The 23,842-nt window shown below is 41.2% G+C and carries 18 protein-coding genes, 1 tRNA gene and 2 pseudogenes; 4 read left to right on the top strand and 17 right to left on the bottom strand.

Annotated elements, in window-relative coordinates; genetic code table 11:
* Window positions 1-615 precede the first annotated feature (615 nt).
* The 3 genes from ACKI4H_RS00970 to ACKI4H_RS00960 all read left to right on the top strand — a co-directional run bounded on the left by ACKI4H_RS00970 (window position 616) and on the right by ACKI4H_RS00960 (window position 3,438).
* Window positions 616-795 carry a hypothetical protein gene (locus tag ACKI4H_RS00970; RefSeq protein ID WP_407303268.1) on the top strand — a complete coding sequence of 60 codons (180 nt, stop codon included), beginning with the start codon at window positions 616-618 and terminating at the stop codon, window positions 793-795.
* Window positions 796-805: 10 nt separating this feature from the next.
* On the top strand, window positions 806-2,230 hold the full coding sequence (locus ACKI4H_RS00965) for a hypothetical protein (protein ID WP_407303267.1): 1,425 nt from the start codon (window positions 806-808) through the stop codon (window positions 2,228-2,230).
* A 143-nt stretch (window positions 2,231-2,373) separates the two neighbouring features.
* On the top strand, window positions 2,374-3,438 hold the full coding sequence (locus ACKI4H_RS00960; RefSeq protein WP_407303266.1) for a hypothetical protein: 1,065 nt from the start codon (window positions 2,374-2,376) through the stop codon (window positions 3,436-3,438).
* A gap of 109 nt (window positions 3,439-3,547) precedes the next feature.
* Here ACKI4H_RS00960 and htpG read toward each other — a convergent pair whose 3' ends face one another.
* The 5 genes from htpG to ACKI4H_RS00935 form a co-directional block, all read right to left on the bottom strand.
* The gene (gene htpG / locus ACKI4H_RS00955; protein WP_407303265.1) at window positions 3,548-5,467 is read right to left on the bottom strand and encodes a molecular chaperone HtpG; all 1,920 of its coding nucleotides are present in this window, start codon (window positions 5,465-5,467) and stop codon (window positions 3,548-3,550) included.
* 93 nt (window positions 5,468-5,560) lie between these two features.
* Window positions 5,561-5,905: a lysozyme inhibitor LprI family protein gene (locus tag ACKI4H_RS00950; protein WP_407303264.1), complete on the bottom strand. Its 345-nt coding sequence runs from the start codon at window positions 5,903-5,905 to the stop codon at window positions 5,561-5,563.
* Between the two features lie 165 nt (window positions 5,906-6,070).
* Window positions 6,071-6,730, bottom strand: a complete 660-nt coding sequence (locus ACKI4H_RS00945) for an OmpW/AlkL family protein (RefSeq protein ID WP_407303263.1) — start codon at window positions 6,728-6,730, stop codon at window positions 6,071-6,073.
* A 318-nt stretch (window positions 6,731-7,048) separates the two neighbouring features.
* Window positions 7,049-8,416 carry a Na+/H+ antiporter family protein gene (locus ACKI4H_RS00940; protein ID WP_407303262.1) on the bottom strand — a complete coding sequence of 456 codons (1,368 nt, stop codon included), beginning with the start codon at window positions 8,414-8,416 and terminating at the stop codon, window positions 7,049-7,051.
* Window positions 8,417-8,539: 123 nt separating this feature from the next.
* Window positions 8,540-9,415 carry an alpha/beta fold hydrolase gene (locus tag ACKI4H_RS00935; protein ID WP_407303261.1) on the bottom strand — a complete coding sequence of 292 codons (876 nt, stop codon included), beginning with the start codon at window positions 9,413-9,415 and terminating at the stop codon, window positions 8,540-8,542.
* A gap of 141 nt (window positions 9,416-9,556) precedes the next feature.
* On the opposite strand from ACKI4H_RS00935, the pseudogene ACKI4H_RS00930 reads away from it, so the two are divergent.
* Window positions 9,557-10,023: pseudogene (locus tag ACKI4H_RS00930) on the top strand (DUF4442 domain-containing protein).
* Between the two features lie 46 nt (window positions 10,024-10,069).
* Here ACKI4H_RS00930 and ACKI4H_RS00925 read toward each other — a convergent pair.
* The 12 genes and pseudogenes from ACKI4H_RS00925 to ACKI4H_RS00870 all read right to left on the bottom strand — a co-directional run.
* Window positions 10,070-10,429 (bottom strand): DNA transfer protein p32, encoded by a 360-nt coding sequence (locus ACKI4H_RS00925; protein WP_407303260.1) that lies wholly within the window; start codon window positions 10,427-10,429, stop codon window positions 10,070-10,072.
* Between the two features lie 138 nt (window positions 10,430-10,567).
* Window positions 10,568-11,107 (bottom strand): hypothetical protein, encoded by a 540-nt coding sequence (locus ACKI4H_RS00920; protein WP_407303259.1) that lies wholly within the window; start codon window positions 11,105-11,107, stop codon window positions 10,568-10,570.
* 163 nt (window positions 11,108-11,270) lie between these two features.
* Window positions 11,271-15,461 (bottom strand): DNA-directed RNA polymerase subunit beta', encoded by a 4,191-nt coding sequence (rpoC, locus tag ACKI4H_RS00915; protein WP_407303258.1) that lies wholly within the window; start codon window positions 15,459-15,461, stop codon window positions 11,271-11,273.
* Between the two features lie 185 nt (window positions 15,462-15,646).
* Window positions 15,647-19,735 (bottom strand): DNA-directed RNA polymerase subunit beta, encoded by a 4,089-nt coding sequence (rpoB, locus tag ACKI4H_RS00910; RefSeq protein WP_407303257.1) that lies wholly within the window; start codon window positions 19,733-19,735, stop codon window positions 15,647-15,649.
* A gap of 304 nt (window positions 19,736-20,039) precedes the next feature.
* The gene (rplL, locus tag ACKI4H_RS00905) at window positions 20,040-20,405 is read right to left on the bottom strand and encodes a 50S ribosomal protein L7/L12 (RefSeq protein WP_067726912.1); all 366 of its coding nucleotides are present in this window, start codon (window positions 20,403-20,405) and stop codon (window positions 20,040-20,042) included.
* A 42-nt stretch (window positions 20,406-20,447) separates the two neighbouring features.
* Entirely contained in the window at window positions 20,448-20,963 is a 516-nt protein-coding gene (rplJ, locus tag ACKI4H_RS00900) for a 50S ribosomal protein L10 (protein WP_407303256.1), read from the bottom strand.
* Between the two features lie 311 nt (window positions 20,964-21,274).
* On the bottom strand, window positions 21,275-21,967 hold the full coding sequence (gene rplA, locus ACKI4H_RS00895; RefSeq protein WP_407303255.1) for a 50S ribosomal protein L1: 693 nt from the start codon (window positions 21,965-21,967) through the stop codon (window positions 21,275-21,277).
* A 3-nt stretch (window positions 21,968-21,970) separates the two neighbouring features.
* Window positions 21,971-22,399 carry a 50S ribosomal protein L11 gene (rplK, locus tag ACKI4H_RS00890; protein ID WP_407303253.1) on the bottom strand — a complete coding sequence of 143 codons (429 nt, stop codon included), beginning with the start codon at window positions 22,397-22,399 and terminating at the stop codon, window positions 21,971-21,973.
* 120 nt (window positions 22,400-22,519) lie between these two features.
* Window positions 22,520-23,053 carry a transcription termination/antitermination protein NusG gene (nusG, locus tag ACKI4H_RS00885; protein WP_067869011.1) on the bottom strand — a complete coding sequence of 178 codons (534 nt, stop codon included), beginning with the start codon at window positions 23,051-23,053 and terminating at the stop codon, window positions 22,520-22,522.
* A gap of 7 nt (window positions 23,054-23,060) precedes the next feature.
* Complete coding sequence (gene secE, locus ACKI4H_RS00880; protein ID WP_067726920.1) at window positions 23,061-23,501, bottom strand: preprotein translocase subunit SecE; 441 nt, start codon at window positions 23,499-23,501, stop codon at window positions 23,061-23,063.
* Between the two features lie 73 nt (window positions 23,502-23,574).
* A tRNA-Trp gene (locus tag ACKI4H_RS00875) sits at window positions 23,575-23,650 on the bottom strand.
* 52 nt (window positions 23,651-23,702) lie between these two features.
* Window positions 23,703-23,842, bottom strand: a pseudogene (locus ACKI4H_RS00870) (elongation factor Tu); the annotation flags it as partial.

Here is a 23,842-nt window from a genome sequence, read left to right as displayed (position 1 = left end):
GCTTTTTCCTGACCTGAATAACGTCGACGACGTTGAACTGATGTAATAACTTCAATACGTTCCATAGAACACTCCTTAACCCTAGTGCTATGACTAGGTCTTAATTGAGAAGTGTCCGTTTTAATTGGGGGCTATTACAGTATCTGCTTAAATTATTTTTTATTCCCAATTTTTCTGTTAAAAAATCAGTTGAAACTGTCAATCCTGATCAAAAGTTCCTGCTTCTAAGAAGGTAGCGCAAACTAAAATTCCCCTGAAAAAAGCAGTTTAAAAAGTTATATTATTCCATTAAAAATGGACTGGTCTAATTTAGTCTGTTTTTTAATACTGAAAATTTTTTTAGTTTTCTCTTATCTTCTTCAGGCTCAATCCCCCAGTTTTGATAGTCAATTAATCCATTCATTTTCAATACGATGAAAAATCAAACAATAAATCAGCATTTATTCTTCATCCCTAGCTTCAAAAAATTTGCATATTTCTATCTAAAATCTACATTTTTTGCTGTTTATGTCTATAAATCCTCAAAACATGACAGTATTTCTTCATGCTTTTTATTTTTAAATCCATATAATCAAATTATTAAATTAATAATCCATTCAATAAAACCATTTTCTTATGCAAGAACTTCAAGCATTGATTCAAGGTAAAATCCCTCCGCAAGCAATCAACATTGATCGTTTGATTGAGCTTGCTGAACACCACCCAAACCCCAGATCTACAGAATACAAATTACTTGAACTTGCTATTAATATTGTATTGGCAAGCTATCTAGAAAAAGCACAACAACATCTCTAGAGGTTAGTTCATGAATGCCTTAGAAAAAGCGCTGCTGATTAAAGAATTACATCAATTGCTAGACAGTTTGGAACATCGTTCTTTATCGTTGTTTGAAATTGCAAAATCAAAAACACGTTTAATCGAAATTTTTCGCTTATGTGATGAACCCATTTTTAAAAAACAAATTTTTAAATTTAAATCTCAAACTCAGCCCGAGAAAACCGCAACGGATTTTGCGGATCAAACCCAGTTTAAACTTTCTTATCGTGGTCTTTTCCGACAGGATCGCACTTTGCAACAGGTGCTCTACCAAAATACTGAATCAGGTTGGGCTCTTTTGTATCATCCAGCACAAGGTTGGCAAATCTGGTTAATCCCAGCGCCAAACCGTAGCGCATTGATCAGTCAATGGGGAAGTCTGGATGACATTTATCCATGGATGCTAGAATGGCAACAACACTATAGCTGCCTAAAAAATGATGATGAATTAAGACAAAAACCAGTTCTTTTACAACTCCCTCTTACTCTAACTGAGACTGAGACTGAGACTGAGACTGAGACTGAGACTGAGACTGAGACTGAGAAAAATTTAAATCTGTCTACATCTCATGTGCCAGAACAAAAGCAAATCCATGAGCCAAATTTGATCGAGTCAAATGAGCATCTGATCAATCAACTACCACCACTACAAGAAGATGCCCCACAGGAAATTCCCGAAATAACAACTCAAAAATCAATCCGGAAGGATTTTCCACAAACAGTAGAACTGGCATCCTATATTGCACATCTTCATCCTCTAGAGGAGAAAAATGCTGCCGCACAAGCATTATATGGTTTAGAAATTCCAGGTCTTGCAGAAATTTTTCAACATCTCGATTTACTCATCTATGCTGCAGATTTGCTGAATTGGCAACAACGCCCCATTTATCTGGCTGAACAAATCGATTCACTAGGTTGTTTCATCAAATATTTGGCATTATTGGGTGTAGGGAATCAAGCACAAGCTATTGATTTATTAAATAGGTTTTCTGATCAACATCAGGTGGCCGCGATTAAAGAAAGTTCCTGGGATGATCTTGCAGAAAGCTTTATTGATTTTGAAGCTCTATTTGATAGCTATACCCAAAAAGCAGTTTTAGTCTGGAAGAATGAAAACTATATTCCTTTTATCCCTGCCCAACTTTTCCAGAAACAAAAATTGATTCAATTTAAGGAAAGCCCTGCTGACTTTAAGACCCCCTTGCTGTTACTAAAAGAAAAACAAAAAAATCGGGTTATTCATGGAAAGAAACGCTTAAATCTCTCTCAGACTGAATCTGCTTATCCTTATTTATTATTAGAGCGTCACCACGGCGTGAGCTGGCAATTGATTCAAAATATTATTAACCAGATGGAATCACCCATTGACTGTTATCAATTATATGAAGCAATTCAAAAGCATATTTTAGACTAAGTTTTATTTTTTTGTAGCCAAAGCTTGCTTTCTAGTCGCAATTTTTACGAGACTATCGAATATCAGAATATAAGAGCAAGGATATGCCTCAAAACAAGAGAAATTTATCAAAACCCCTCTTATTTACTCTATTGTTTGGGATCATGAGCACCTCAAATGGATCTGAAAATGCTGAACAAATCACGGATTCACCCACAAGTTCATTATCAACTCAGGATGAAGATAATAATTTGCTTTATCAAATTCCAAACTGGATTGATGCTCTACCGACATTTTTGCCACAACAGTCGAATGAACCCAATGTTCCATCTACCTTACAAACTGCAGATCGAACTTGGTTAGACCGCAACCAGCTTAAACTCAGAAACTGGGCAGATCATACCTCACATAAAATTGACAATTGGTTTGGCAAAACTGATCCAGAAAAACCGGCATCTGCGGCATTACGCGTGATTGTAGATAATCGCTGGAATAAACATGATGGTTATGAAATTAAACCGCGTATTCGCGGCAAAGTAAAACTTCCGACTTTAGAGCGCAAACTGAGCTTAGTCTTTGGTGATGATTCTTTAGATAATGAACTGGATAATAATGTGGCCATTACCGATGAAAATCCGGGTAATCGTAATGATAAAACGTTAGACCGGCAACGTACCCGTGAAAATAACAGTTCTTTAGCATTTCGTTGGTCAGACTTCTCTAAGCGTCTGCCTTTCGAAACCGACGTAGATTTGGGACTTCGTTCCGGAGATGATTTTTATCTGCGCCTAAAAGCCTCCAGAGACTGGGAACTGGAAAATGATTTCAGTTTCCATGCTGAACAAATTTATCGCTATGGCATTGATAGCAAAAATTATTTTAGAACTAATACGGAACTTACCCATGCTCGGCCTAATCAGGCATTTTTATCCAATCAATTCAGTCTGACGTATGCAGATGATCAATATGATGACCTAAATTGGGATAATAACCTGTTTAGGCAACATCAATTTTTCCATGAAAATAGCTTTAGTTATGGCATCTATACTGGTGGTTTTTTAAATAATAATGACTTGCGGTTAAATAGCTGGGGGCCCTTCGTTTCGTGGCGCCAGCCTTTATGGCGGGAATGGTTTTATGTTCAAAGCAATTTAAATTACATTAATAATCATCGGGATGATCGTAGTCATTTCATTAGTGCATCGGTGCGTCTGGAAGCATTATTTTAAAAAGCGCTTTCTCATCTGTTTTATGCATCCCCCTCTACTTCCCCCCATTTTAATCTTTCTCAATAAAAAACCTCCCGAGGGAGGTCTTTTTAGCTATTGAGAAACCAGCTTATTTCAACAATAAACTGTTAATGCGTTTTACGTATTCTGCAGGATCATCAGGTAAGCCACCTTCTGCAATCACGGCTTGGTCAAAAATCACATTGGCCAGGTCATCAAACTGGCTCGATCCTTCAAGTTTTCTCACCAAAGGATGCTCAGGGTTAATTTCCAGAATTGGCTTATTTTCAGGAACAGCCTGACCCGCCTGTTTTAACATGCGAATCAATTGTGGAGAAAGCTCACCTTCGCCTGTCACTAAACATGCTGGTGAATCGACCAGACGTGTGGTTACACGCACTTCTTTGGTTTTGGCTTTCAGTGAATCTGACAATTTTTCAATAATGGGTTTAAACTGTTCAGCAGCAGCTTCAAGTGCTTTCTTTTCTTCAGCATCTTGCAGGTCACCCAAGTCCACGGCCCCTTTGGCCACGTTTTGCATAGGTGTACCATCGAACTCATTGACGAATTCCATCGCCCATTCATCCACACGATCTGCCATTAATAATACTTCGATGTCTTTTTTCTTGAACAGTTCCAGTTGTGGCGAGTTTTTCGCAGCCGTTAGACTATCGGCAGTCACGTAATAAATGGCTTTTTGCCCTTCTTTCATCCGTGCTTTGTAGTCAGTCAATGACGTTGTCATCTCATCATTGCTAGATGTAGAAAAACGTAAAAGTTTTAAAATACGTTCACGGTTGCCAAAGTCTTCACCCAAACCTTCTTTAATCACCGAACCAAATTCGGCATAGAACTGTTTGAATTTCTCTTGGTCTTTTTCATCTTCCGACTTGGCCAAACTATCCAGCAGAGTCAAAATACGACGGGTATTGCCTTCACGAATGGTTTTCACATCGCGGCTTTCTTGTAATAGTTCACGACTTACATTCAGCGGAAGATCCGCACTATCCACCACACCCTGTACAAAACGCAAATAATTTGGAATCAAATTATCCGCTTCATCCATAATAAAAACGCGTTTGACATAGAGCTTGATACCGGCTTTCGCTTCACGCGTAAAAATATTGTTCGGCGCTTTGCTTGGCACATACAATAATTGGGTATATTCGGTGCTTCCTTCTACACGATTGTGCGTCCAAGCCAATGGAGCTTCAAAGTCGTGACTTAAGTTCTTATAAAACTCAATGTATTGCTCCTCAGTGATCTCATTTTTATTTCGGGTCCAAAGGGCACTTGCCGAGTTAATCGCTTCCCATTCATCCGTTTTGACCATGTGACCTGGTTTAGGTTCTTCACCTTCAGCTGCTTCCTCTTGCTGCCAGACTTCCTTTTGCATTTCAATCGGCAAGCTAATGTGGTCAGAATATTTATTGATGATTTGCTTAACTTTATAAGACTCTAAATATTCCAGTGCATTATCACGTAAATGCAAAATGATATCTGTTCCACGTGAAGTCTTAGTGATTTGTTCAACTTCAAAATCACCTGTGCCGGTACTGATCCAGCGTACACCATCGGTGACATCTGCCGCTGCATGACGCGATTCAACAGTAATTTTTTCGGCCACAATGAAACCTGAATAGAAACCGACCCCAAACTGACCGATCAATTGTGCATCGGCTTTCTGGTCACCTGACAGTCTGGACATAAAGTCTTTGGTGCCTGATTTGGCAATGGTGCCTAAATTATCAATGGCTTCTTGTTGGGTTAAACCAATTCCGTTGTCAGAAATGGTGATGGTTTTATTGTCTTTATCCAGACTGATACGAACATGCAGTTCAGGATCATTTTCATAATATTCAGGATGATTGATCCCTTCAAAACGCAACTTATCGCAAGCATCCGAAGCATTCGAAATCAGTTCGCGTAAGAAAATTTCCGGATTTGAGTAAAGTGAATGGGTCACCAAATGTAAAAGTTGGGCTACTTCCGCTTGAAAACTATGTTTTTGTGTACTTTGTTCGCTCATCAGTCGCTCCTTAAATTCATTGAACACTTTTTATTGAATGCTTAATGAATGGAGTGATTTAAGAAATTTTCAATGGCGAATGATGAATTTTTATTAAAAAGGTCCTTGTTTATAAACACGATCCATATACAAATCCAGTTTCTGTTGGCGCATTTTATAGACTTCAGTTAAACAGCGGCTTGAGTTAACACATTGATCACGTAATTGTAACCACTTTAGCTGCTCATCCTGAATAACGCTCCGGGTTCCCATAGGCACTAAGCGCTTAACAATATTGTAAGTGGTCGCCATTTTCACGTCAGCATCATTTATAGCGCGATGCTCACAAATTGCATGTTCGGTTGGGGTTCGGGCATGATCACAATTGAAACTTGCTGCATAAACCGATGCACTGCACAGGCTAAAAAAGAGCACAGTATATAAACTGAATAATTTCATAATTTTTTCTTCTCTTTTTCGCTTATTTTCTATAACCAACTTAAACAAAATCCTGATAATTAAATAGTATAAAAGTGCTCAATCTGTGTGATTTATTGTAAGTTTTTCATTAAAAAACCCCATCATTAGAGATGAGGTTCTTTTGTACTAACGTTAATTAAGATCTTAGAATTTGTAGCTATAACCGAGTGTATAGACCCAAGGATTTACTTCCAGATCACCAAGTTTAACTTTAGTGCCATCAGCTGTTTTTGCATTCAATTCGGTTTTCACATCTGCATAACGTACATCTGCAAAAACACCCCAATTTTTAGCATCAGCTGGTTGGAAGTTAAAACCCACTTGCCCGGCAACACCATATGCTACATCAGCTTCTAACTTTTCAGCACCCGTTGCAGTTTTAGTAGTTTGAGATAATTTTTCATCCCAAGGTACAACTACGGTCGCGCCTACACCAATGTAGGGTGTGAAACGAGTTGAATTTTTAAAATTATATTTGGCTGTAATAGTCGGTGGTAAATGCTTAAAAGATGCTGCATTTTCAATTGGACCAATGTTTACATCATGATCAAAAGGTAATGCGAGCAATAGCTCTACTGAAATGGGTGAATTATTAAAAAAATATTCAATAGATGGAGTGAAATTAACTTCATTGCTCACTTGTGCTTTTAATGGCGTTACTACTCCCCCAACAGGAACATTTAACGTACCATTATCATCATTTTGTGGCGCCAGAGCAGAAGCCCCTAATTTCACCTGCCAATCACCAGCCATTGCTGAAACAGATATCCCCAATAATGCAATAAAAGCAGTTTGCTTTAACATTTTAAATAACCTCTGGAAGAACAATAACAACAAAATAAAACATTAATTAATAATAAACACGAGATAAATAAATATGCAACAATTATTAATTTATATAAATTCAATTTATTTTCAAGTTATTGAAAATATTTAATATTTATTTTAATCAGACCAACTTGGTTGGCTTTAAATACCAACCAAGTTAATCAGGTTTTATTATTATATTCCGAGTGTATTAATCAGATTTATTATATTAAGCATTTAAAAGATTTATTTTAAATACATCTATTAATATTATAAATAAAACAAATTCAAACTAAATAAAAATATGAGTTTGAATTAAAGAACCATTGCAGCAATCCATCCGAATACCATTAAAGGAATATTAAAATGGATGAAAGTAGGAACCACACTGTCTTTCATATGGTCATGTTGACCATCCATATTTAAACCTGAAGTTGGACCTAAAGTCGAATCCGAGGCTGGAGATCCGGCATCACCCAAAGCTGCTGCAGTACCAATCAAGGCAATTGTCGCGGCAGGACTAAAACCGAACTGGATACATAAAGGCACATAGATAATGGCTAAAATCGGTACCGTAGAGAACGATGAACCAATCCCTAGAGTAATCAGCAAACCGACCAGCAACATTAAAAATGCAGCCAGACCTTTACTGTTACCAATCCACTCAACAGATGCATTGACCAAAGCAGGAACTTGGTTGGTGGCCTCAATGACGGATGCAAAACCTTGTGCGGCAATCATAATAAAACCGACCAATGCCATCATTCGCATACCAGTAATAATCACATCGTCCGCTTCTTTCCACTTAAAAATACCCGCGCAGCTTAAAATCGCCACACCTACCAAACCGGCAAGAATCATTGAATCTGAATAAAGCTGTACACTTAGGGTCGCAATGACTGCAAAAGCGGCCATACCCAAGGTGAATTTTGCTATTTGTGGCTTAGCATTCGCATCGCTAACGACATCGCCCGAAATACTATGATGAGTTGGCTCAAGCTTAACTTCTTTATAAATTCTTGGTTTGCGATAAGTAAAAAACAGTGCAACCAACAACCCCAAAAACATGCCAAAAACGGGAATTGCCATTGCAGATGGAATTTGATCGTAGCTAATTTCAAAACCGTACGGCTTACCAAAAGTATTGATGTTTTGACCTAAAATATCATTCAGGAAAATGGCACCAAATCCGACCGGAACCAACATATAGGTGGCACATAAACCAAAAGTTAATAAACAGGCCACAGCGCGGCGGTCTAAATTTAAATGGTTAAAGACACTTAACAAAGGCGGAATCAAAACCGGGATAAAAGCAATATGAACAGGAATCAGGTTTTGCGAAGACACTGCAGCAGCAACAATCGTAAAGAAAATTAAAAACTTAACTTTATTTTGCGATTGAACATTGGCATCTCCTTTTAAGGTGGAAATCAGTTTGTAAGCCAGTAAATCAGGCAAACCAGAGCGTGCCAAAGCAAGCGCAAATGCACCTAAAACGCCATAAGCCAAGGCAATTTTGGCCCCGCCACCTAGACCATTATTAAATGCATCTAGCGTTCCTTGCAGGCCTAGACCCGCCAGCAAACCACCGGCAACAGCACCGATCACCAATGCAAATACCACAGGCACACGAGCTAATGAGAGTCCGAACATGACTCCGATAGCGGCAATAATTGCGAACATAATTAATTGAGGGAAAGATGAAAAGTCGATATTTTATCAGATTCACTCTTTTGAAACTGTAAATTGATTGCTTTCATCCATCACCTCAATTTTTATTACTATTCATATAATTAAATCAAAAAATCAATTTCCAGCTTGGCTGAAGGCAAAGTTACGGATCATCTCGGCAACCAATTCAGGTTGACTTAATATTGCCCAATGATTGGCATCCAGATCTACACGCTGAAATTTTTCAACCCATTTTGGCATTTCATCAATCAGCTCAGGACTGACAAAATTGTCTCGTTTCAGCACAATCGCCTGGACAGGACAAATTGCAAAACGCTGACGCGGCCGAATTAAGCGTGGCAAAAAATTGGCACGATACAACCCAATTCCATGCTTGCCATCGGATGCTATATGAGGATTCAAAGGCAAGTTTTTTTTATGCTCTAATTTTTCAAGCACTTTGCCCCATTTCTCAGGACTGAAAAAATTCCATATTGTGGGTGCTAGCAATGGCAGCTGGAAAACTGCGATATACCACGACTTGGTGAGTTGCTTAAAAACCTTGCCCTTATGCTGTTTAAATTGATGACGCATCCAAAATGCAGCATGATCCAGACACGGACCTGAAATCGTACTATAAGACAAAATTCGAGCTTTAAATTTAGCTTCGGTGACCGACTCCCAAGACTGGATAGATCCCCAATCATGCGCTGCCAAATGAAAAGGCCGATCTTTTAATACAGCATTCACTACACTTTCTAAATCCAAAGATAACTGTGCTAAGCGATAATCGCGAATACGTGCAGGATTGGAAGACTGCCCTGCTCCGCGCACATCATAAGTGATAATATAAAAATCCTGGATAAGCTCCTGAATAACCGGTTCCCATACCTCTTGATTATCAGGATAACCATGTACCAAGACTAAAGCCGGCTTTTCATCGCTTCCCCATGTTTTTACATAAAGATGCTGTTGATCTTGGGTATTTACCCATTGAGTTTTCGCTTGCATAATCTTTTCCCATTTTTATTGATTATTTATATTGATGATTGGACAACCTGATCGATGCCTCAATTTTAGTTCTGCTCTAGTATGATCTGGGTAGCCATAAAAACAATTGCCCCCTATTAACTTTTAAAAAAACTACAGACAATAGCTGCAATCGCTAAATTCCTGATCAATCGCTACGCACCTTATCATGGTGCAGGGAGTGCAATTGAAAAATGAATATCTGGCAAAATATTATATTTGCGTGAAAATGCCTTTAACACGTAACAATCAAAATGTGGGTGGAGTACATTTTGGAGGAAGCTTGTACTCCAGGGTCGATCCATTTTTTATGCTTTTACGGATTCATTATCGGGAGATCAAAATATATAGTCTGGGATAAATCGGCGAATATTCATTTTCTCTTCCCAAGATGTAATACGGTTTATGCCCCTCTCCTTTTAGATGCAGCTGAAATCGTACAATATTAAAGAGCTCACTGACAATTATGTTCCTGTACATCGGCAAATACTCTGTCAGTATTTTTTGATGACGCAGGCACCCGTATTACAGAAATTGAGAAAGCTGTTTATATCCGTAGAAAAAACCCAAATCCGGCCATTCGATCATAAAAAAGCGCCTGTTAATCAAGCGCTTTTTTTCAATTAAAACGTTGAATTAACGTTTTTTCTGTTCAATGGCAGCTCCAGCCCCACCACCAATCGCTCCACCAATCGCTGCACCGGTATTGCCACCAAAGACGCTTTTACCTACTGCAGAACCAATAGCACCACCTACACCACTATAAGTCGCATTTCGGTTTGAGCCACCTTGGGTTTTACTGCCGGCCGCTGCACCAGCACCCCCACCTACAGCTGCGCCTACACCACCGCCTACATTACTACCTACACCGCCACCCACTGCACCCCCGAGTGCTGCTGCGCCAATTCGCTGCTCCTTGCCAGACATACTTTCACAGCCCGCCAACATAAAAGTGGATAGGGTGGCTACTGCTATTACGCTTATTAACTTTTTCATGGATTTTTCCCCTTTTTTCATTCTTTTCAGCTTATGCTTATTTTGTGAAAAAAATAATTTAAAAATGTAACGCAGTAACACTAAAATGCTGCATTTTGTAAAAAGTCATAAAACATTACACTATTTATTAACTTAAGTTTATTCATCTTCACTCAGCACCACAATATCACGTGTGGTTGCACCATTTTCAGTTAAAATGGCATGTGAGGTTTTGGTGTTACTGTCCAGATTCTTTTTTTGATCCAGCTTTAAAGTACGATGAACAGGCTCTTGTCCATGCTTGAATTCAACACCTTCTGCATCAATTTTCTGGGTTTGGGAAAGGACCTTTCCGTCTTGCTTTATGGTGGTATTTAATTCAATTTTTGAGGTCGGCACAATAATACCGCCTTTTTGAATCAGAGGAATAGAAAGCTGCTTTTCTGAAAATTGCGTTTGGTTATCTTCTAAATGAATTTCACGCGCAACAATATCTTTCCCTTGATTGGTTACTTCAAAAATTGTGGCATCCACACTACGCTTCGGTTCTTGCCCTGCAATTCGACGAATCACCTCAGTCTTTAAGATCGGAACAACGGCTTTATCCTCCACCCTAATAGTATTTGGCATGGGTGCAGCAATGACAGCAACAGAAATAGATGAAAGTGAAAGTACAAAAAGGTGCTGTGTCAATTTCATAAGTTTGCCTTGGTTATTTTAAGTGTATAAATTAATAAGATTTTCAATTGTTCTGTGTTTAATATAGGAAATTATAAGACCCGAGGAAAGCTTTAATTTTCACTTATTCGAGACAAAAAAAAGACGCCCGAAGGCGCCTTTTTTCACTCACTTAACTTAAGAATTAAAATTCTTGGTTAAATGCTTGGCTTAATGCTTGGTCTACATCAGAGAAGTCATTTACCAGCTCATGCTCTGCAGCTTCAGCTTCTTGACGACGACGTTCTAAGTGGTAAGCAAGACCAGTGCCGGCAGGAATCAAACGACCCACGACTACGTTCTCTTTCAGACCGCGTAAATCATCTTCTTTACCTGTTACAGCAGCTTCAGTTAACACACGAGTTGTTTCCTGGAACGATGCAGCAGAGATGAATGAGTCAGTAGAAAGTGATGCTTTAGTGATACCCATCAATTGACGTTCATACTTCGCTGGGAACTTGTTCTGAGCAAGTACAGCTTGGTTTTCAGCAACCATGCGGATGTAATCCACTTGTTCGCCTTTAATGAAGCTGGTATCACCACCATCAGTGATTTCAACTTTACGCAACATTTGACGTACGATGACTTCAATGTGCTTGTCGTTGATTTTTACACCTTGTAGACGATAAACGTCCTGGACTTCGTTGACGATATAGTTAGTCAACGCCACTTCACCTTTCAGACGTAAAATGTCATGCGGGTTTTGTGGACCGTCAGAAACTGTTTCACCACGGTTTACATGTTCGCCTTCGTACACGTTAATGGTACGCCATTTCGGAATCAACTCTTCGTAAATTTCAGAGCCGTCGTCTGGTGTAATCACTAAACGGTTTTTACCTTTGGTCTCTTTACCGAAGCTTACAACACCTGAAATTTCAGCCAGGATTGCATGTTCTTTCGGTTTACGTGCTTCGAACAAGTCAGCTACACGCGGAAGACCACCGGTAATGTCACGAGTACGTGAAGTTTCTTGTGGTACACGACCAATAACGTCACCCACACCAATTGTTTCGCCATCACGGACAGAAAGAATTGTGTTTTGTGGCAAGAAGTAGAACTGTTCACCACCATCCACTGTGTCTAACACAACAGCAGGACGTAAATCTTTGCCTGATGCAGGACGTGAAGTCACTGGCAAGATTTCGATCGTGGTCATACCTGTTGCATCATCAGTTTTTGATGTAACAGTTACGCCATCAGCGATTTGGCTGAAACGTACTTTACCTGCAACTTCGGTAACAAGTGGATGCGTATGCGGATCCCAAGTTGCAACGATACCGCCAGCTGCTACTTCTTCGCCATCTTTCAGAATGATCGAAGCACCGTATGGAATTTTATAGCGTTCGCGTTCACGACCCAAGTCATCCGCAATACCGATTTCACCTGAACGCGAAGTCGATACCAAGTGACCTTTGGCATGTTGTACAGTTTTCACGTTATGGAAACGTACAGTACCTTTGTTACGCACTTGAACACTGTTTGCAGCAGAAGTTCGACTTGCAGCACCACCCACGTGGAATGTACGCATGGTTAACTGGGTACCCGGTTCACCAATTGATTGTGCAGCCATAACACCTACAGACTCACCAGGATTTACCTGATGACCACGTGCAAGGTCACGACCATAGCATTTCGCACATACACCGAAGGTGGATTCACAAGAAACTACTGAGCGTACTTTAACTTCATCGACACCCGCTTCTTCAATAAAGGCAGCAAGTTTTTCGTCAATAAGCGTATTACGTGGAAGAATGACTTCGTCAGAACCAGCACGTTTCACATCTTCAGCAACCACACGACCCAATACTCGAGCACCCAGGTTCTCGATGACATCGCCACCCTGAATGAATGGTGTCATGACAAGACCGCTTAAAGTACCGCAATCAGGTTCGGTAATAACCAAATCCTGCGCTACATCTACTAGACGACGAGTCAAGTAACCAGAGTTCGCTGTTTTAAGTGCTGTATCGGCCAAACCTTTACGCGCACCGTGTGTTGAAATGAAGTACTGAAGTACGGTCAAACCTTCACGGAAATTGGCTTTAATCGGGGTTTCAATGATCGAACCATCCGGTTTTGCCATCAAACCACGCATACCTGCAAGCTGACGAATCTGAGCTGCCGAACCACGGGCACCAGAGTCAGACATCATGTAGATACTGTTGAATGATTTCTGTTTCTCATCTTCACCCTGTTTGTTTTTAACAGTAGTGTAAGACAAGTTGTCCATCATCGCTTTCGCTACTTGGTCATTGGTACGTGCCCAGATATCGACAACCTTGTTATAACGTTCACCGGCAGTTACGAAACCTTGTTCAAACTGTTGTTCAATTTCGCGAACTTCAGTTTCTGCTTTTTCGATAATCGTATACTTGGTTGGCGGAATAAGCATATCTTCCATACCAACAGACACACCAGAGCGAGTCGCTTGACGGAAGCCCAAGTACATTAACTGGTCAGCAAAGATAACGGTATCTTTAAGACCCAATTTACGGTAGCAAGAGTTAATTAATTTTGAGATGTTCTTTTTCGTCATCTCAACGTTAATTTGCTGGAAGTCCATACCTTCAGGAACAACTTCCCAAAGTAGGCAACGGCCAGGAGTCGTATCCACAATAATGGTTTGCTGTTCGCGGTTACCATCTTCATCAATGACAGTCTGGTGTACACGTGCTTTTACGCGAGCGTGCAAGTTCACTTGACCGGTAGCCAATGCGCGGTTTACTTCATCAGTATCCGCAAACACCATGCCTTCACCTTTGGCATTGATTGCATCACGCGTGATGTAATACAAGCCCAAGACAACGTCCTGAGACGGTACGATGATTGGTTCACCGTTCGCTGGAGACAAGATGTTGTTTGTAGACATCATTAACGCACGAGCTTCTAACTGAGCTTCGATTGTTAATGGAACGTGTACCGCCATTTGGTCACCGTCGAAGTCGGCGTTGAACGCAGCACATACGAGTGGGTGTAGACGGATCGCTTTACCTTCAATGAGGGTCGGTTCAAATGCTTGAAGACCTAAACGGTGAAGGGTTGGCGCACGGTTCAACATCACTGGATGTTGACGAATTACATGAGCAAGAACGTCCCAAACTTCTGGAGTTTCGCGTTCAACCATTTTTTTCGCAGCTTTAATGGTTGTTGCTTGACCAGACGCTTGTAGTTTCGCAAAGATAAATGGTTTGAATAATTCAAGTGCCATTTTCTTCGGAAGACCACATTGGTGCAAACGTAAAGTCGGACCTACTGTAATAACCGAACGACCTGAATAGTCGACACGTTTACCCAACAAGTTTTGACGGAAACGACCTTGTTTACCTTTGATCATGTCAGCCAAAGATTTAAGAGGACGTTTGTTTGAACCCGTGATTGCGCGACCACGACGACCGTTATCAAGCAATGCATCTACAGACTCTTGCAACATACGTTTTTCGTTACGTACGATGATGTCTGGCGCTGAAAGGTCAAGAAGACGTTTCAAACGGTTGTTACGGTTGATCACACGACGGTAAAGATCGTTCAAGTCAGAAGTCGCGAAACGACCACCTTCAAGAGGAACCAACGGACGAAGATCTGGTGGAAGGACTGGAAGTACAGTCAACACCATCCATTCAGGCTTGTTGTTCGAATCGTTGAACGCTTCCATCAACTTCAAACGTTTAGACGCTTTCTTAAGCTTCGTTTCTGAAGTTGTTTGTGGAATTTCTTCGCGAAGGCGCGCAATTTCAGCTTCAAGATCGATGTCTTTCAACAAATCCTGAATCGCTTCTGCACCCATTTTCGCGCTGAATTCATCACCGTGTTCTTCTAACGCTGTGAAGTATTCTTCATCGTTAAGAAGTTGGTATTTCTCCATTGGAGTCATACCCGGATCTGTTACAACATAAGATTCGAAATACAATACACGTTCGATATCACGTAAAGTCATGTCTAAAAGAAGACCGATACGGGATGGTAATGATTTCAAGAACCAGATGTGCGCAACCGGTGAAGCAAGGTCAATATGACCCATACGTTCACGACGAACTTTCGCAGTTGTTACTTCAACGCCACATTTTTCACAAATGACGCCCTTGTATTTCATGCGCTTGTATTTACCACACAAGCATTCGTAATCTTTTACTGGACCAAAGATTTTGGCACAGAATAAACCGTCACGTTCTGGCTTGAACGTACGGTAGTTAATTGTCTCAGGTTTTTTAACTTCACCGTGAGACCATGACTTAATCATTTCTGGTGACGCAAGACCAATGCGGATGCGATCAAACTCTACTGGAGCATGACCGTCTGAATCCGTCTTTTTGCGCATGATATCGAGCAAGTCTTTCAATTTTTTTCTCCGTGTGTCGAGGAGTTTTTCTCCTCCCCGACTGGGTCACAAATATTGTTTTTAACTGATTTAATCCCCTTGAGCACCCTTTCTTGCGAAGCGATGCTTCTCAGGGGGAAAACTCCTCAAAACAAGAGGAGCAAATCCCCCTTTATCAAAGGGGGTTCGGGGGATTGAATGGTTAATTAGTCACCATTTTTCAGTTCAATGTTGATACCTAAAGAACGGATCTCTTTGGTCAATACGTTGAACGATTCAGGCATGCCCGGATCCATATAATGGTTACCATCTACAATGTTTTTGTAGATACGGGTACGGCCTTCAACGTCATCCGATTTCACAGTCAGCATTTCTTGAAGCGTATAAGCTGCGCCATATGCTTCAAGCGCCCAGACTTCCATCTCACCGAAACGCTGACCACCGAATTGAGCTTTACCACCCAATGGCTGTTGAGTTACAAGTGAGTAAGAACCTGTCGAACGCGCATGCATCTTGTCATCAACCAAGTGATTCAGTTTCAACATGTACATGTAACCTACAGTTACTGGACGGTCAAAACGTTCACCGGTACGTCCGTCAAACAATACGGTTTGACCAGAACGTGGAATATCTGCAAGTTCAAGCAACTCTTTGATTTGGCCTTCATCAGCACCATCAAATACAGGCGTTGCTAAAGGAATACCTTTACGCAAGTTTTTAGAAAGCGCCAAGATTTCATCATCGGTAAGACTATCAAGATCTTCTTGCTCGCCACCAACTTTGTTGTAAATCTTGTCTAAGAAGATACGCAGTTCAGCAATAGTACGCTGTTCTTGCAGCATCTTGTCGATTTTATCACCAAGACCTTTTGCAGCCATACCCAAGTGAGTTTCAAGAATCTGACCCACGTTCATACGTGAAGGTACACCCAGTGGGTTCAACACGATATCAACAGGTACACCGTTAGCATCATGCGGCATGTCTTCTACTGGCAAGATGTTAGATACAACACCCTTGTTACCATGACGACCCGCCATTTTATCACCCGGTTGGATGCGACGTTTTACAGCCAAGTAAACTTTAACAACTTTCAATACGCCAGTTGTCAGTTCATCACCTGTAGAAAGTTTGCGTTTTTTCTCTGCAAATTTCTCGTCAATCTCAATGCCTTTCTCTTTCAAGAACACTTGAATTTGAGTCAAACGTTCAGCAATGCCTTCATCAACAGGTTGAATTTCAAGCAGATCAACAAGCTCTAAACCAGACAATACATCTTCAGAAAGTTTGTCACCGCGTTTAGTTGTACCACCACCATTCGATTCTTGACCTTTCAACAAGCGAATAATACGTTCACGTGCTGCTTCTTCGAAGATTTTGAATTCTTCTTTCAAATCTTTACGGTAAGCATCCAATTGTGCTTTTTCAATTGCTTGAGCACGTTCGTCTTTTTCAAGACCATCACGTGTAAACACTTGAACGTCAATGACTGTACCTTTAACACCTGAAGACACGCGTAATGATGAGTCTTTAACGTCAGCAGCTTTTTCACCGAAGATTGCGCGAAGCAATTTTTCTTCCGGGGTTAACTGGGTTTCGCCTTTTGGCGTAACTTTACCCACCAGGATGTCACCGGCAGTCACTTCAGCACCGATATAAACAATACCTGATTCATCCAGTTTAGACAGTGCAGCTTCACCCACGTTAGGAATATCGGCAGTAATTTCTTCTGCACCTAACTTGGTATCACGAGCAACACATGACAATTCTTGAATATGAATCGAAGTCAAACGGTCTTCTTGAAGAACACGCTCAGATAGCAAGATCGAGTCTTCATAGTTGTAACCGTTCCAGGTCATGAATGCGACACGCATGTTTTGACCAAGCGCCAATTCACCACCGTCAGTCGATGGACCATCAGCCAATACATCACCACGACCCACTTTATCACCTAGGTTCACAAGAACTTTCTGGTTAATACAAGTGTTTTGGTTCGAACGTGTATATTTGATCAGGTTGTAGATATCTACACCCGCTTCACCCGCAATCATTTCTTCTTCGTTTACACGAATAACCACACGCGACGCATCAACAAACTCAATACGGCCGCCACGTTTTGCAAGAACACATACACCCGAGTCATGCGCTACGTTTGCTTCCATACCGGTACCGACAAGTGGCTTGTCAGCAATCAGCGTAGGAACAGCCTGACGTTGCATGTTTGAACCCATCAACGCACGGTTAGCGTCATCGTGTTCAAGGAATGGAATAAGTGATGCCGCAACAGATACAACCTGCTGAGCAGACACGTCCATATGCGTTACTTTTTCAGGAGGCATACGCACGAAGTCACCTTCATGACGAACCGATACGAAGTCTTCTGTTAATTTTCCGTCTTTATCTACGCCAGAATCGGCCTGTGCAATCACAGTACCTACTTCTTCAATCGCAGATAAATACTCAACATCATCTGTTACGCGGCCATCAACAACTTTACGGTATGGAGTTTCCAAGAAACCGAAGTTATTACATTTTGCATAAACAGAAAGCGAGTTGATCAAACCAATGTTTGGTCCCTCTGGAGTCTCAATTGGACACACACGACCGTAGTGAGTTTGATGTACGTCACGTACTTCAAAGCCTGCACGTTCACGAGTCAAACCGCCGGGTCCAAGTGCTGATACACGACGTTTGTGTGTAATTTCAGACAATGGATTATTTTGATCCATGAACTGAGACAACTGGCTTGAACCAAAGAATTCTTTGATTGCAGCAGCAACTGGTTTCGCATTGATCAGATCTTGCGGAGACAAGTTATCAGTTTCAGCCTGAGATAAACGTTCTTTAACAGCACGTTCTACACGAACCAGACCCACACGGAATTGGTTTTCTGTCATTTCGCCAACAGAACGAACACGACGGTTACCCAAGTGATCGATATCGTCGACTTCACCTTTACCGTTACGGATTTCAACTAATGTTTTTAATACATCAGTGATATCTTCATTCGACAAGATACCTTCAACTTCACGAGACTTCTGATCCGTACCGACTTCGTATGGACGACCCAAACGACGGTTGAACTTCATACGACCTACTGGAGAGAGGTCATAACGTTCAGAAGAGAAGAACAAGTTATTAAATAAGTTTTCAGCAGCTTCTTTTGTTGGTGGCTCGCCCGGACGCATTACTTTGTAGATTTCTACCAGTGCTTCTTCACGACCTGAAGTCGTATCCGCACGTAAAGTATCAGCAACGAAAGAACCGCGATCGATGTCATTGGTGAACAGAATATTGAACTGCTTAACGCCGCCTTCTGCAATCTTCACCATGATCTCATGGTTCAATACTGTGTTTGCAGCAATCACATCGCCATCTTTCAATGGAATGTCTTCAGCAGTAATACGTTCGTACAAGTACTCATCAGGAACAGAAAGCTTGGCTAAGCCAGATGCTTCCATTTGACGTACATGACGTGCATTAATACGTTTACCTTGTTCAACAATCGCTTTGCCGTCAGCATCAAGAATGTCAAATTGAGCCATTTCACCGCGCAGGCGTTCAGGCACAAGGTCAATTTGGTAGCTGCCCATGTCAAGATAGACAGGGACTTTTTCATAGAACATGTCTAGGACTTGTTCGTTGCTATAACCCAATGCACGAAGTACTACAGTCGCAAGTAATTTACGACGACGGTCAATACGTACAAAAACTAAATCTTTTGCATCAAATTCAAAGTCTAACCATGAACCACGGTAAGGAATGATACGCGCTGAATAAAGAACTTTACCGCTCGAGTGAGTTTTGCCTTTATCGTGGTCAAAGAATACACCAGGTGAACGGTGTAATTGAGAAACAATTACACGCTCAGTACCATTGATCACAAAGGTACCGTTTTCGGTCATGAGCGGCATTTCGCCCATGTACACTTCTTGTTCACGTACATCTTTGATTGACTTGGTTTCGCGATCTTTAATAATCAAACGAATTTTTACACGCATTGGCGCTGCATAAGTCGAACCACGTAAAATACATTCACGCACATCAAACTCAGGCTTACCAAGACTATACTCAACAAATTCTAAAGCAGCATTGCCAGAATAACTTTCAATAGGAAAAACTGAACGAAATGCGGCTTGGAGACCGATATCTTCGCGGTTTTTTGGAGTTTTGCCATCTTGTAGGAATGTTCTGTACGAGTCGACTTGAATCGAAAGCAAGTACGGAGCATCCATGACGCTAGGCAATTTACCAAAATTCTTACGGATCCGTTTCTTTTCGGTATATGAGTATGCCATCTGGAGTCCTCGGAAAGTAAACTAAGCCCGCCTGCAGAACGAGCCTAGAAGGAATTACACAGGCCGATATGGCCACCACTTTTTACAAATGCTGCAATTTTTAGTGGTATTAAAACGCTTAGCAATATTTTCAAATATGATAAATATTGATAAACATTTGATTTTATTGATTTATTATAATAATTGACGGTTTTTACATCAATCAAACAAAAATCGAGCCGATAATTGTAACGCAAAAAGGCTGATGACCCAAGAGCCATCAGCCAAATTTCGGGATCAATTTAAAAATTGATCCCTGGTACCATTACTTAACAGTAATTGTAGCACCAGTAGTTTCAAGCTTAGCTTTAAGTTCAGCAGCTTCTTCTTTAGAAACGCCTTCTTTAAGAATCGCTGGAGCGCTTTCAACCATGTCTTTAGCTTCTTTCAAGCCAAGACCAGTAACTTCACGAACTGCTTTAATTACAGCAACTTTGTTCGCGCCGAAAGAAGTTAATTCAACATTGAATTCTGATTGCTCTTCAGCAGCAGCAGCAGCAGGACCTGCAGCTACAGCAACTGCAGCAGCAGATACGTTGAATTTTTCTTCGAAAGCAGAAATAAGTTCTACAAGTTCAAGAACAGTTTTTTCAGCAACTGCGTTTAGGATTTCTTCGTTTGTTAAAGCCATGAGAGTAACTCCAAATGGGTATTGAATGGTGTGTGAATAGATTTAAGCTTCTGTTGCTTCTGGAGCTTCGTTTTTCTCTTGAAGCGCTGTAAGCAAGCGACCCAATTTCGAAATAGGAGCTTGAAGAACAGATGCAAGCATAGTAAGCGCTTTTTCTTGGTTCGGAAGATTCGCGATAACGCTAACTTCTTCGCCTTGATAAAGTTTGCCATCAAATGCAGCAGCTTTAAGTTCAAATGCTTTGTTAGTTTTCGCAAATTCTTCGAACAAACGAGCAGCAGCGCCCATGTCATCTTCAGAAGTAGAGAAAGCTAAGATTGTTGGGCCAACAAGGTTGTCGTTCAAGATATTGAATTGAGTATCTTGAAGAGCACGTTTAGCTAGAGTATTACGTACAACACGTGTAGCAACACCTAGTTTACGAGCTTCAACACGTAGAGTAGTTAATTGCTCTACAGTTAAACCTTGGTAGTCAGCAACAACAGCAGCAAATGCAGTAGAAGCAACTTCAGTTACTTCAGCTACGATCTGTTTTTTGCCTTCGATAAGAAGAGCCATTGTAAAACCTCCTAACGGTGATTTATGTGCTTACGCGAAGCACACTCCCAATTCGTAAATTCATTGCTGAATTTACACGCGGAGGATGAACAAATCACACCACCGCGTCTACTCGGACTGGACTTTTAAGAAGTGAGTTCCGAAGAATTCCCCTCGCCCGAGGTCTTTGACGCTGATAAACAAATATTTATCAATTCAAAGTCTGCCTAAGTGCCGCAAAAATCATGAAACTCATTTTTCTTGCGTAAGTTTTAAAGCAGCGCTTTAAAACTTACTCAGGGCTTTAAAATTCTGCAATAAGTCGAGACTTATTAAGAAACGTTAGCTACATCAACAACAAGACCAGGACCCATAGTTGAGCTCAAAGTGATCTTTTGGATATAAATACCTTTAGAAGTCGCAGGTTTTGCTTTCTTAAGGTCAGCTACAAGAGCTTCAATGTTTTGACGGATCGCAGCTGCATCAAAGCCAACTTGACCAATCGCAGCGTGGATGATACCCGCTTTGTCTACACGGTAACGTGCTTGACCAGCTTTCGCATTTTTAACAGCGTTAGCTACGTCAGGAGTTACAGTACCCACTTTAGGGTTAGGCATTAAGCCACGTGGACCAAGAATCGTACCCAACTTACCAACTACGCGCATTGCATCTGGAGCAGCAATTACCACATCGAAGTCTAAGTTGCCAGCTTGAATGCTTTCAGCAAGATCTTCAAAACCAACGATGTCCGCGCCTTCAGCTTTAGCAGCTTCAGCAGCAGCGCCTTGAGCAAACACAGCAACACGTACAGTTTTACCAGTACCTGCAGGAAGTGTAGTCGCGCCACGAACAACTTGGTCAGATTTACGAGGGTCAACACCAAGGTTTACTGCCACATCCAAAGATTCTTTGAATTTAACAGCTGGAATAGTGTTAAGAACTTGTACTGCTTCTTCCAAAGTGTAAACTTTGTTCGCTTCAACAGCAGCAGCGATGGCTTTTTGACGTTTAGTTAATTTAGCCATGTCTTATAGCTCCACTTCCAAGCCCATAGAACGCGCAGAACCAGCAATGGTACGTACACGTGCGTCTAAATCAGCACCAGTTAAATCTGGTTCTTTAGTAGTCGCAATTTCTTCCAATTGAGCGCGAGTCAACTTACCAACTTTAGTTTTGTTAGGTACAGCTGAACCCTTCTGGATACCAGCAGCTTTCTTAAGAAGAACAGCAGCAGGTGGAGTTTTCATGATGAATGTGAACGACTTGTCGTTGTACACAGTGATCACAACTGGAATTGGCAGACCAGCTTCAAGTTTTTGTGTCGCAGCATTGAATTCTTTACAGAATGCCATGATGTTCACACCACGTTGACCTAGTGCAGGACCAATCGGTGGAGATGGATTCGCTTTACCAGCTGGAACTTGCAGCTTGATATAGCCGTCAATCTTCTTAGCCATTTCAAATTACCTCTGGGTGCAAACGCCGATGAAGGCTCCCCAATGATTCTAAGTAACGATAACCGTTACAACAACAATGCCCGATCCATAACAAATCGGGCGTTTTCCAACCAACTTAACTTAGTTCGCTTTTTCGACTTGACGAAATTCGAGCTCAACTTGAGTTGGACGGTTAAATACATTAATTGTCAACGTCAAACGTGACTTCTCGTACTGAACTTCTTCCACCACGCCTTTAAAGTCGGTGAATGGACCGTCAGTCACAAGTAATTCTTCGCCTGGTTCAAACATCGTCTTAGGACGAGGTGCTTCACCAGTATTGCGTACACGCGCAAGAATCGCATCAGCTTCTTTTTGCGTAATGGGTGCAGGTTTTTCTGCAGTACCACCAATGAAACCGAGTACTTTTGGACATTCTTTAACAATGTGCCAGGTATCATCGTTCATTTCCATTTCAACTAATACATAGCCAGGAAAGAATTTACGCTCTGATTTACGCTTCTTGCCATCCTTCATTTCCACGACTTCTTCAGTCGGAACGAGGACTTCACCAAAGCTATCGGCTACAGCGCTACGCTGGATTCGATCATTAAGCGAGCGTAACACCTGTTTTTCATAACCTGAATAGGCATGAATAATGTACCAACGTTTCATAGCTCTCTTACCCGATAATAAACTTCATTAACCAGCCTAAAATGTAATCAAAACACCATAAAACAATGGAAGCGATTACAACAACTGCAAGAACATGCCAAGATGTAGTCACTGTTTCTTGCTTGGTCGGCCAAGTCACACGACGTAACTCAATTCGCGCATCTTTCAATAAACGAACAAAGCCTTTGCCTTGATGGGTGGCGTATAATAAACCTAAAGCCACTACGATACAAGCCAAAATCACAGCAACGCGCACACCGACATTATTCGCAGGTGCCCAATATGCTGGCAAATACTGACCCGCCATGGCTGCACCGACTAATAAAATCAATGCGATAACCCATAGAACTATATCTAAAGGAGACCCAGAATTAACAACTTCAGCAGGATTATTTCTTTGTGGAATTGGCGCTTCGCTTAATGCGTCACGCGATTTATCATTCGACATTTTTGTACTCGTCGTAGGCTTCGCGACTTATTATATGACAATTTAACCAGCATCAAGTTTTTTTTTAAAAAAATGGCAGGCCAGGAGGGACTCGAACCCCCAACATTCGGTTTTGGAGACCGACGCTCTACCAATTGAACTACTGACCTAACATACAAATCGGGAACCAGAGCCCCCGACCTGTAATTTCAATTTTTTGTATTATAGAGTTACTTTAGCAACTACACCAGCACCAACTGTACGACCACCTTCACGGATCGCAAAACGTAGACCTGGGTCCATTGCGATTGGGTGAATTAGCTCTACTGACATTTCAACGTTGTCACCCGGCATTACCATTT

This window comes from Acinetobacter sp. (assembly GCF_045628685.1).
In the GTDB taxonomy this organism is placed as follows: domain Bacteria; phylum Pseudomonadota; class Gammaproteobacteria; order Pseudomonadales; family Moraxellaceae; genus Acinetobacter.
Note: the sequence above shows the minus strand (reverse complement) of the source record. Positions and strands in the feature narration are given on the sequence as shown.

Bases quoted from the DNA above. Each gene is read 5' to 3' on its own strand.
- ACKI4H_RS00970 (WP_407303268.1), top strand. From the start codon at position 616: ATGCAAGAACTTCAAGCATTGATTCAAGGTAAAATCCCTCCGCAAGCA.
- ACKI4H_RS00965 (WP_407303267.1), top strand. From the start codon at position 806: ATGAATGCCTTAGAAAAAGCGCTGCTGATTAAAGAATTACATCAATTG.
- ACKI4H_RS00960 (WP_407303266.1), top strand. From the start codon at position 2,374: ATGAGCACCTCAAATGGATCTGAAAATGCTGAACAAATCACGGATTCA.
- htpG (WP_407303265.1), bottom strand. From the start codon at position 5,467: ATGAGCGAACAAAGTACACAAAAACATAGTTTTCAAGCGGAAGTAGCC.
- ACKI4H_RS00950 (WP_407303264.1), bottom strand. From the start codon at position 5,905: ATGAAATTATTCAGTTTATATACTGTGCTCTTTTTTAGCCTGTGCAGT.
- ACKI4H_RS00945 (WP_407303263.1), bottom strand. From the start codon at position 6,730: ATGTTAAAGCAAACTGCTTTTATTGCATTATTGGGGATATCTGTTTCA.
- ACKI4H_RS00940 (WP_407303262.1), bottom strand. From the start codon at position 8,416: ATGTTCGCAATTATTGCCGCTATCGGAGTCATGTTCGGACTCTCATTA.
- ACKI4H_RS00935 (WP_407303261.1), bottom strand. From the start codon at position 9,415: ATGCAAGCGAAAACTCAATGGGTAAATACCCAAGATCAACAGCATCTT.
- ACKI4H_RS00925 (WP_407303260.1), bottom strand. From the start codon at position 10,429: ATGAAAAAGTTAATAAGCGTAATAGCAGTAGCCACCCTATCCACTTTT.
- ACKI4H_RS00920 (WP_407303259.1), bottom strand. From the start codon at position 11,107: ATGAAATTGACACAGCACCTTTTTGTACTTTCACTTTCATCTATTTCT.
- rpoB (WP_407303257.1), bottom strand. From the start codon at position 19,735: ATGGCATACTCATATACCGAAAAGAAACGGATCCGTAAGAATTTTGGT.
- rplL (WP_067726912.1), bottom strand. From the start codon at position 20,405: ATGGCTTTAACAAACGAAGAAATCCTAAACGCAGTTGCTGAAAAAACT.
- rplJ (WP_407303256.1), bottom strand. From the start codon at position 20,963: ATGGCTCTTCTTATCGAAGGCAAAAAACAGATCGTAGCTGAAGTAACT.
- rplA (WP_407303255.1), bottom strand. From the start codon at position 21,967: ATGGCTAAATTAACTAAACGTCAAAAAGCCATCGCTGCTGCTGTTGAA.
- rplK (WP_407303253.1), bottom strand. From the start codon at position 22,399: ATGGCTAAGAAGATTGACGGCTATATCAAGCTGCAAGTTCCAGCTGGT.
- nusG (WP_067869011.1), bottom strand. From the start codon at position 23,053: ATGAAACGTTGGTACATTATTCATGCCTATTCAGGTTATGAAAAACAG.
- secE (WP_067726920.1), bottom strand. From the start codon at position 23,501: ATGTCGAATGATAAATCGCGTGACGCATTAAGCGAAGCGCCAATTCCA.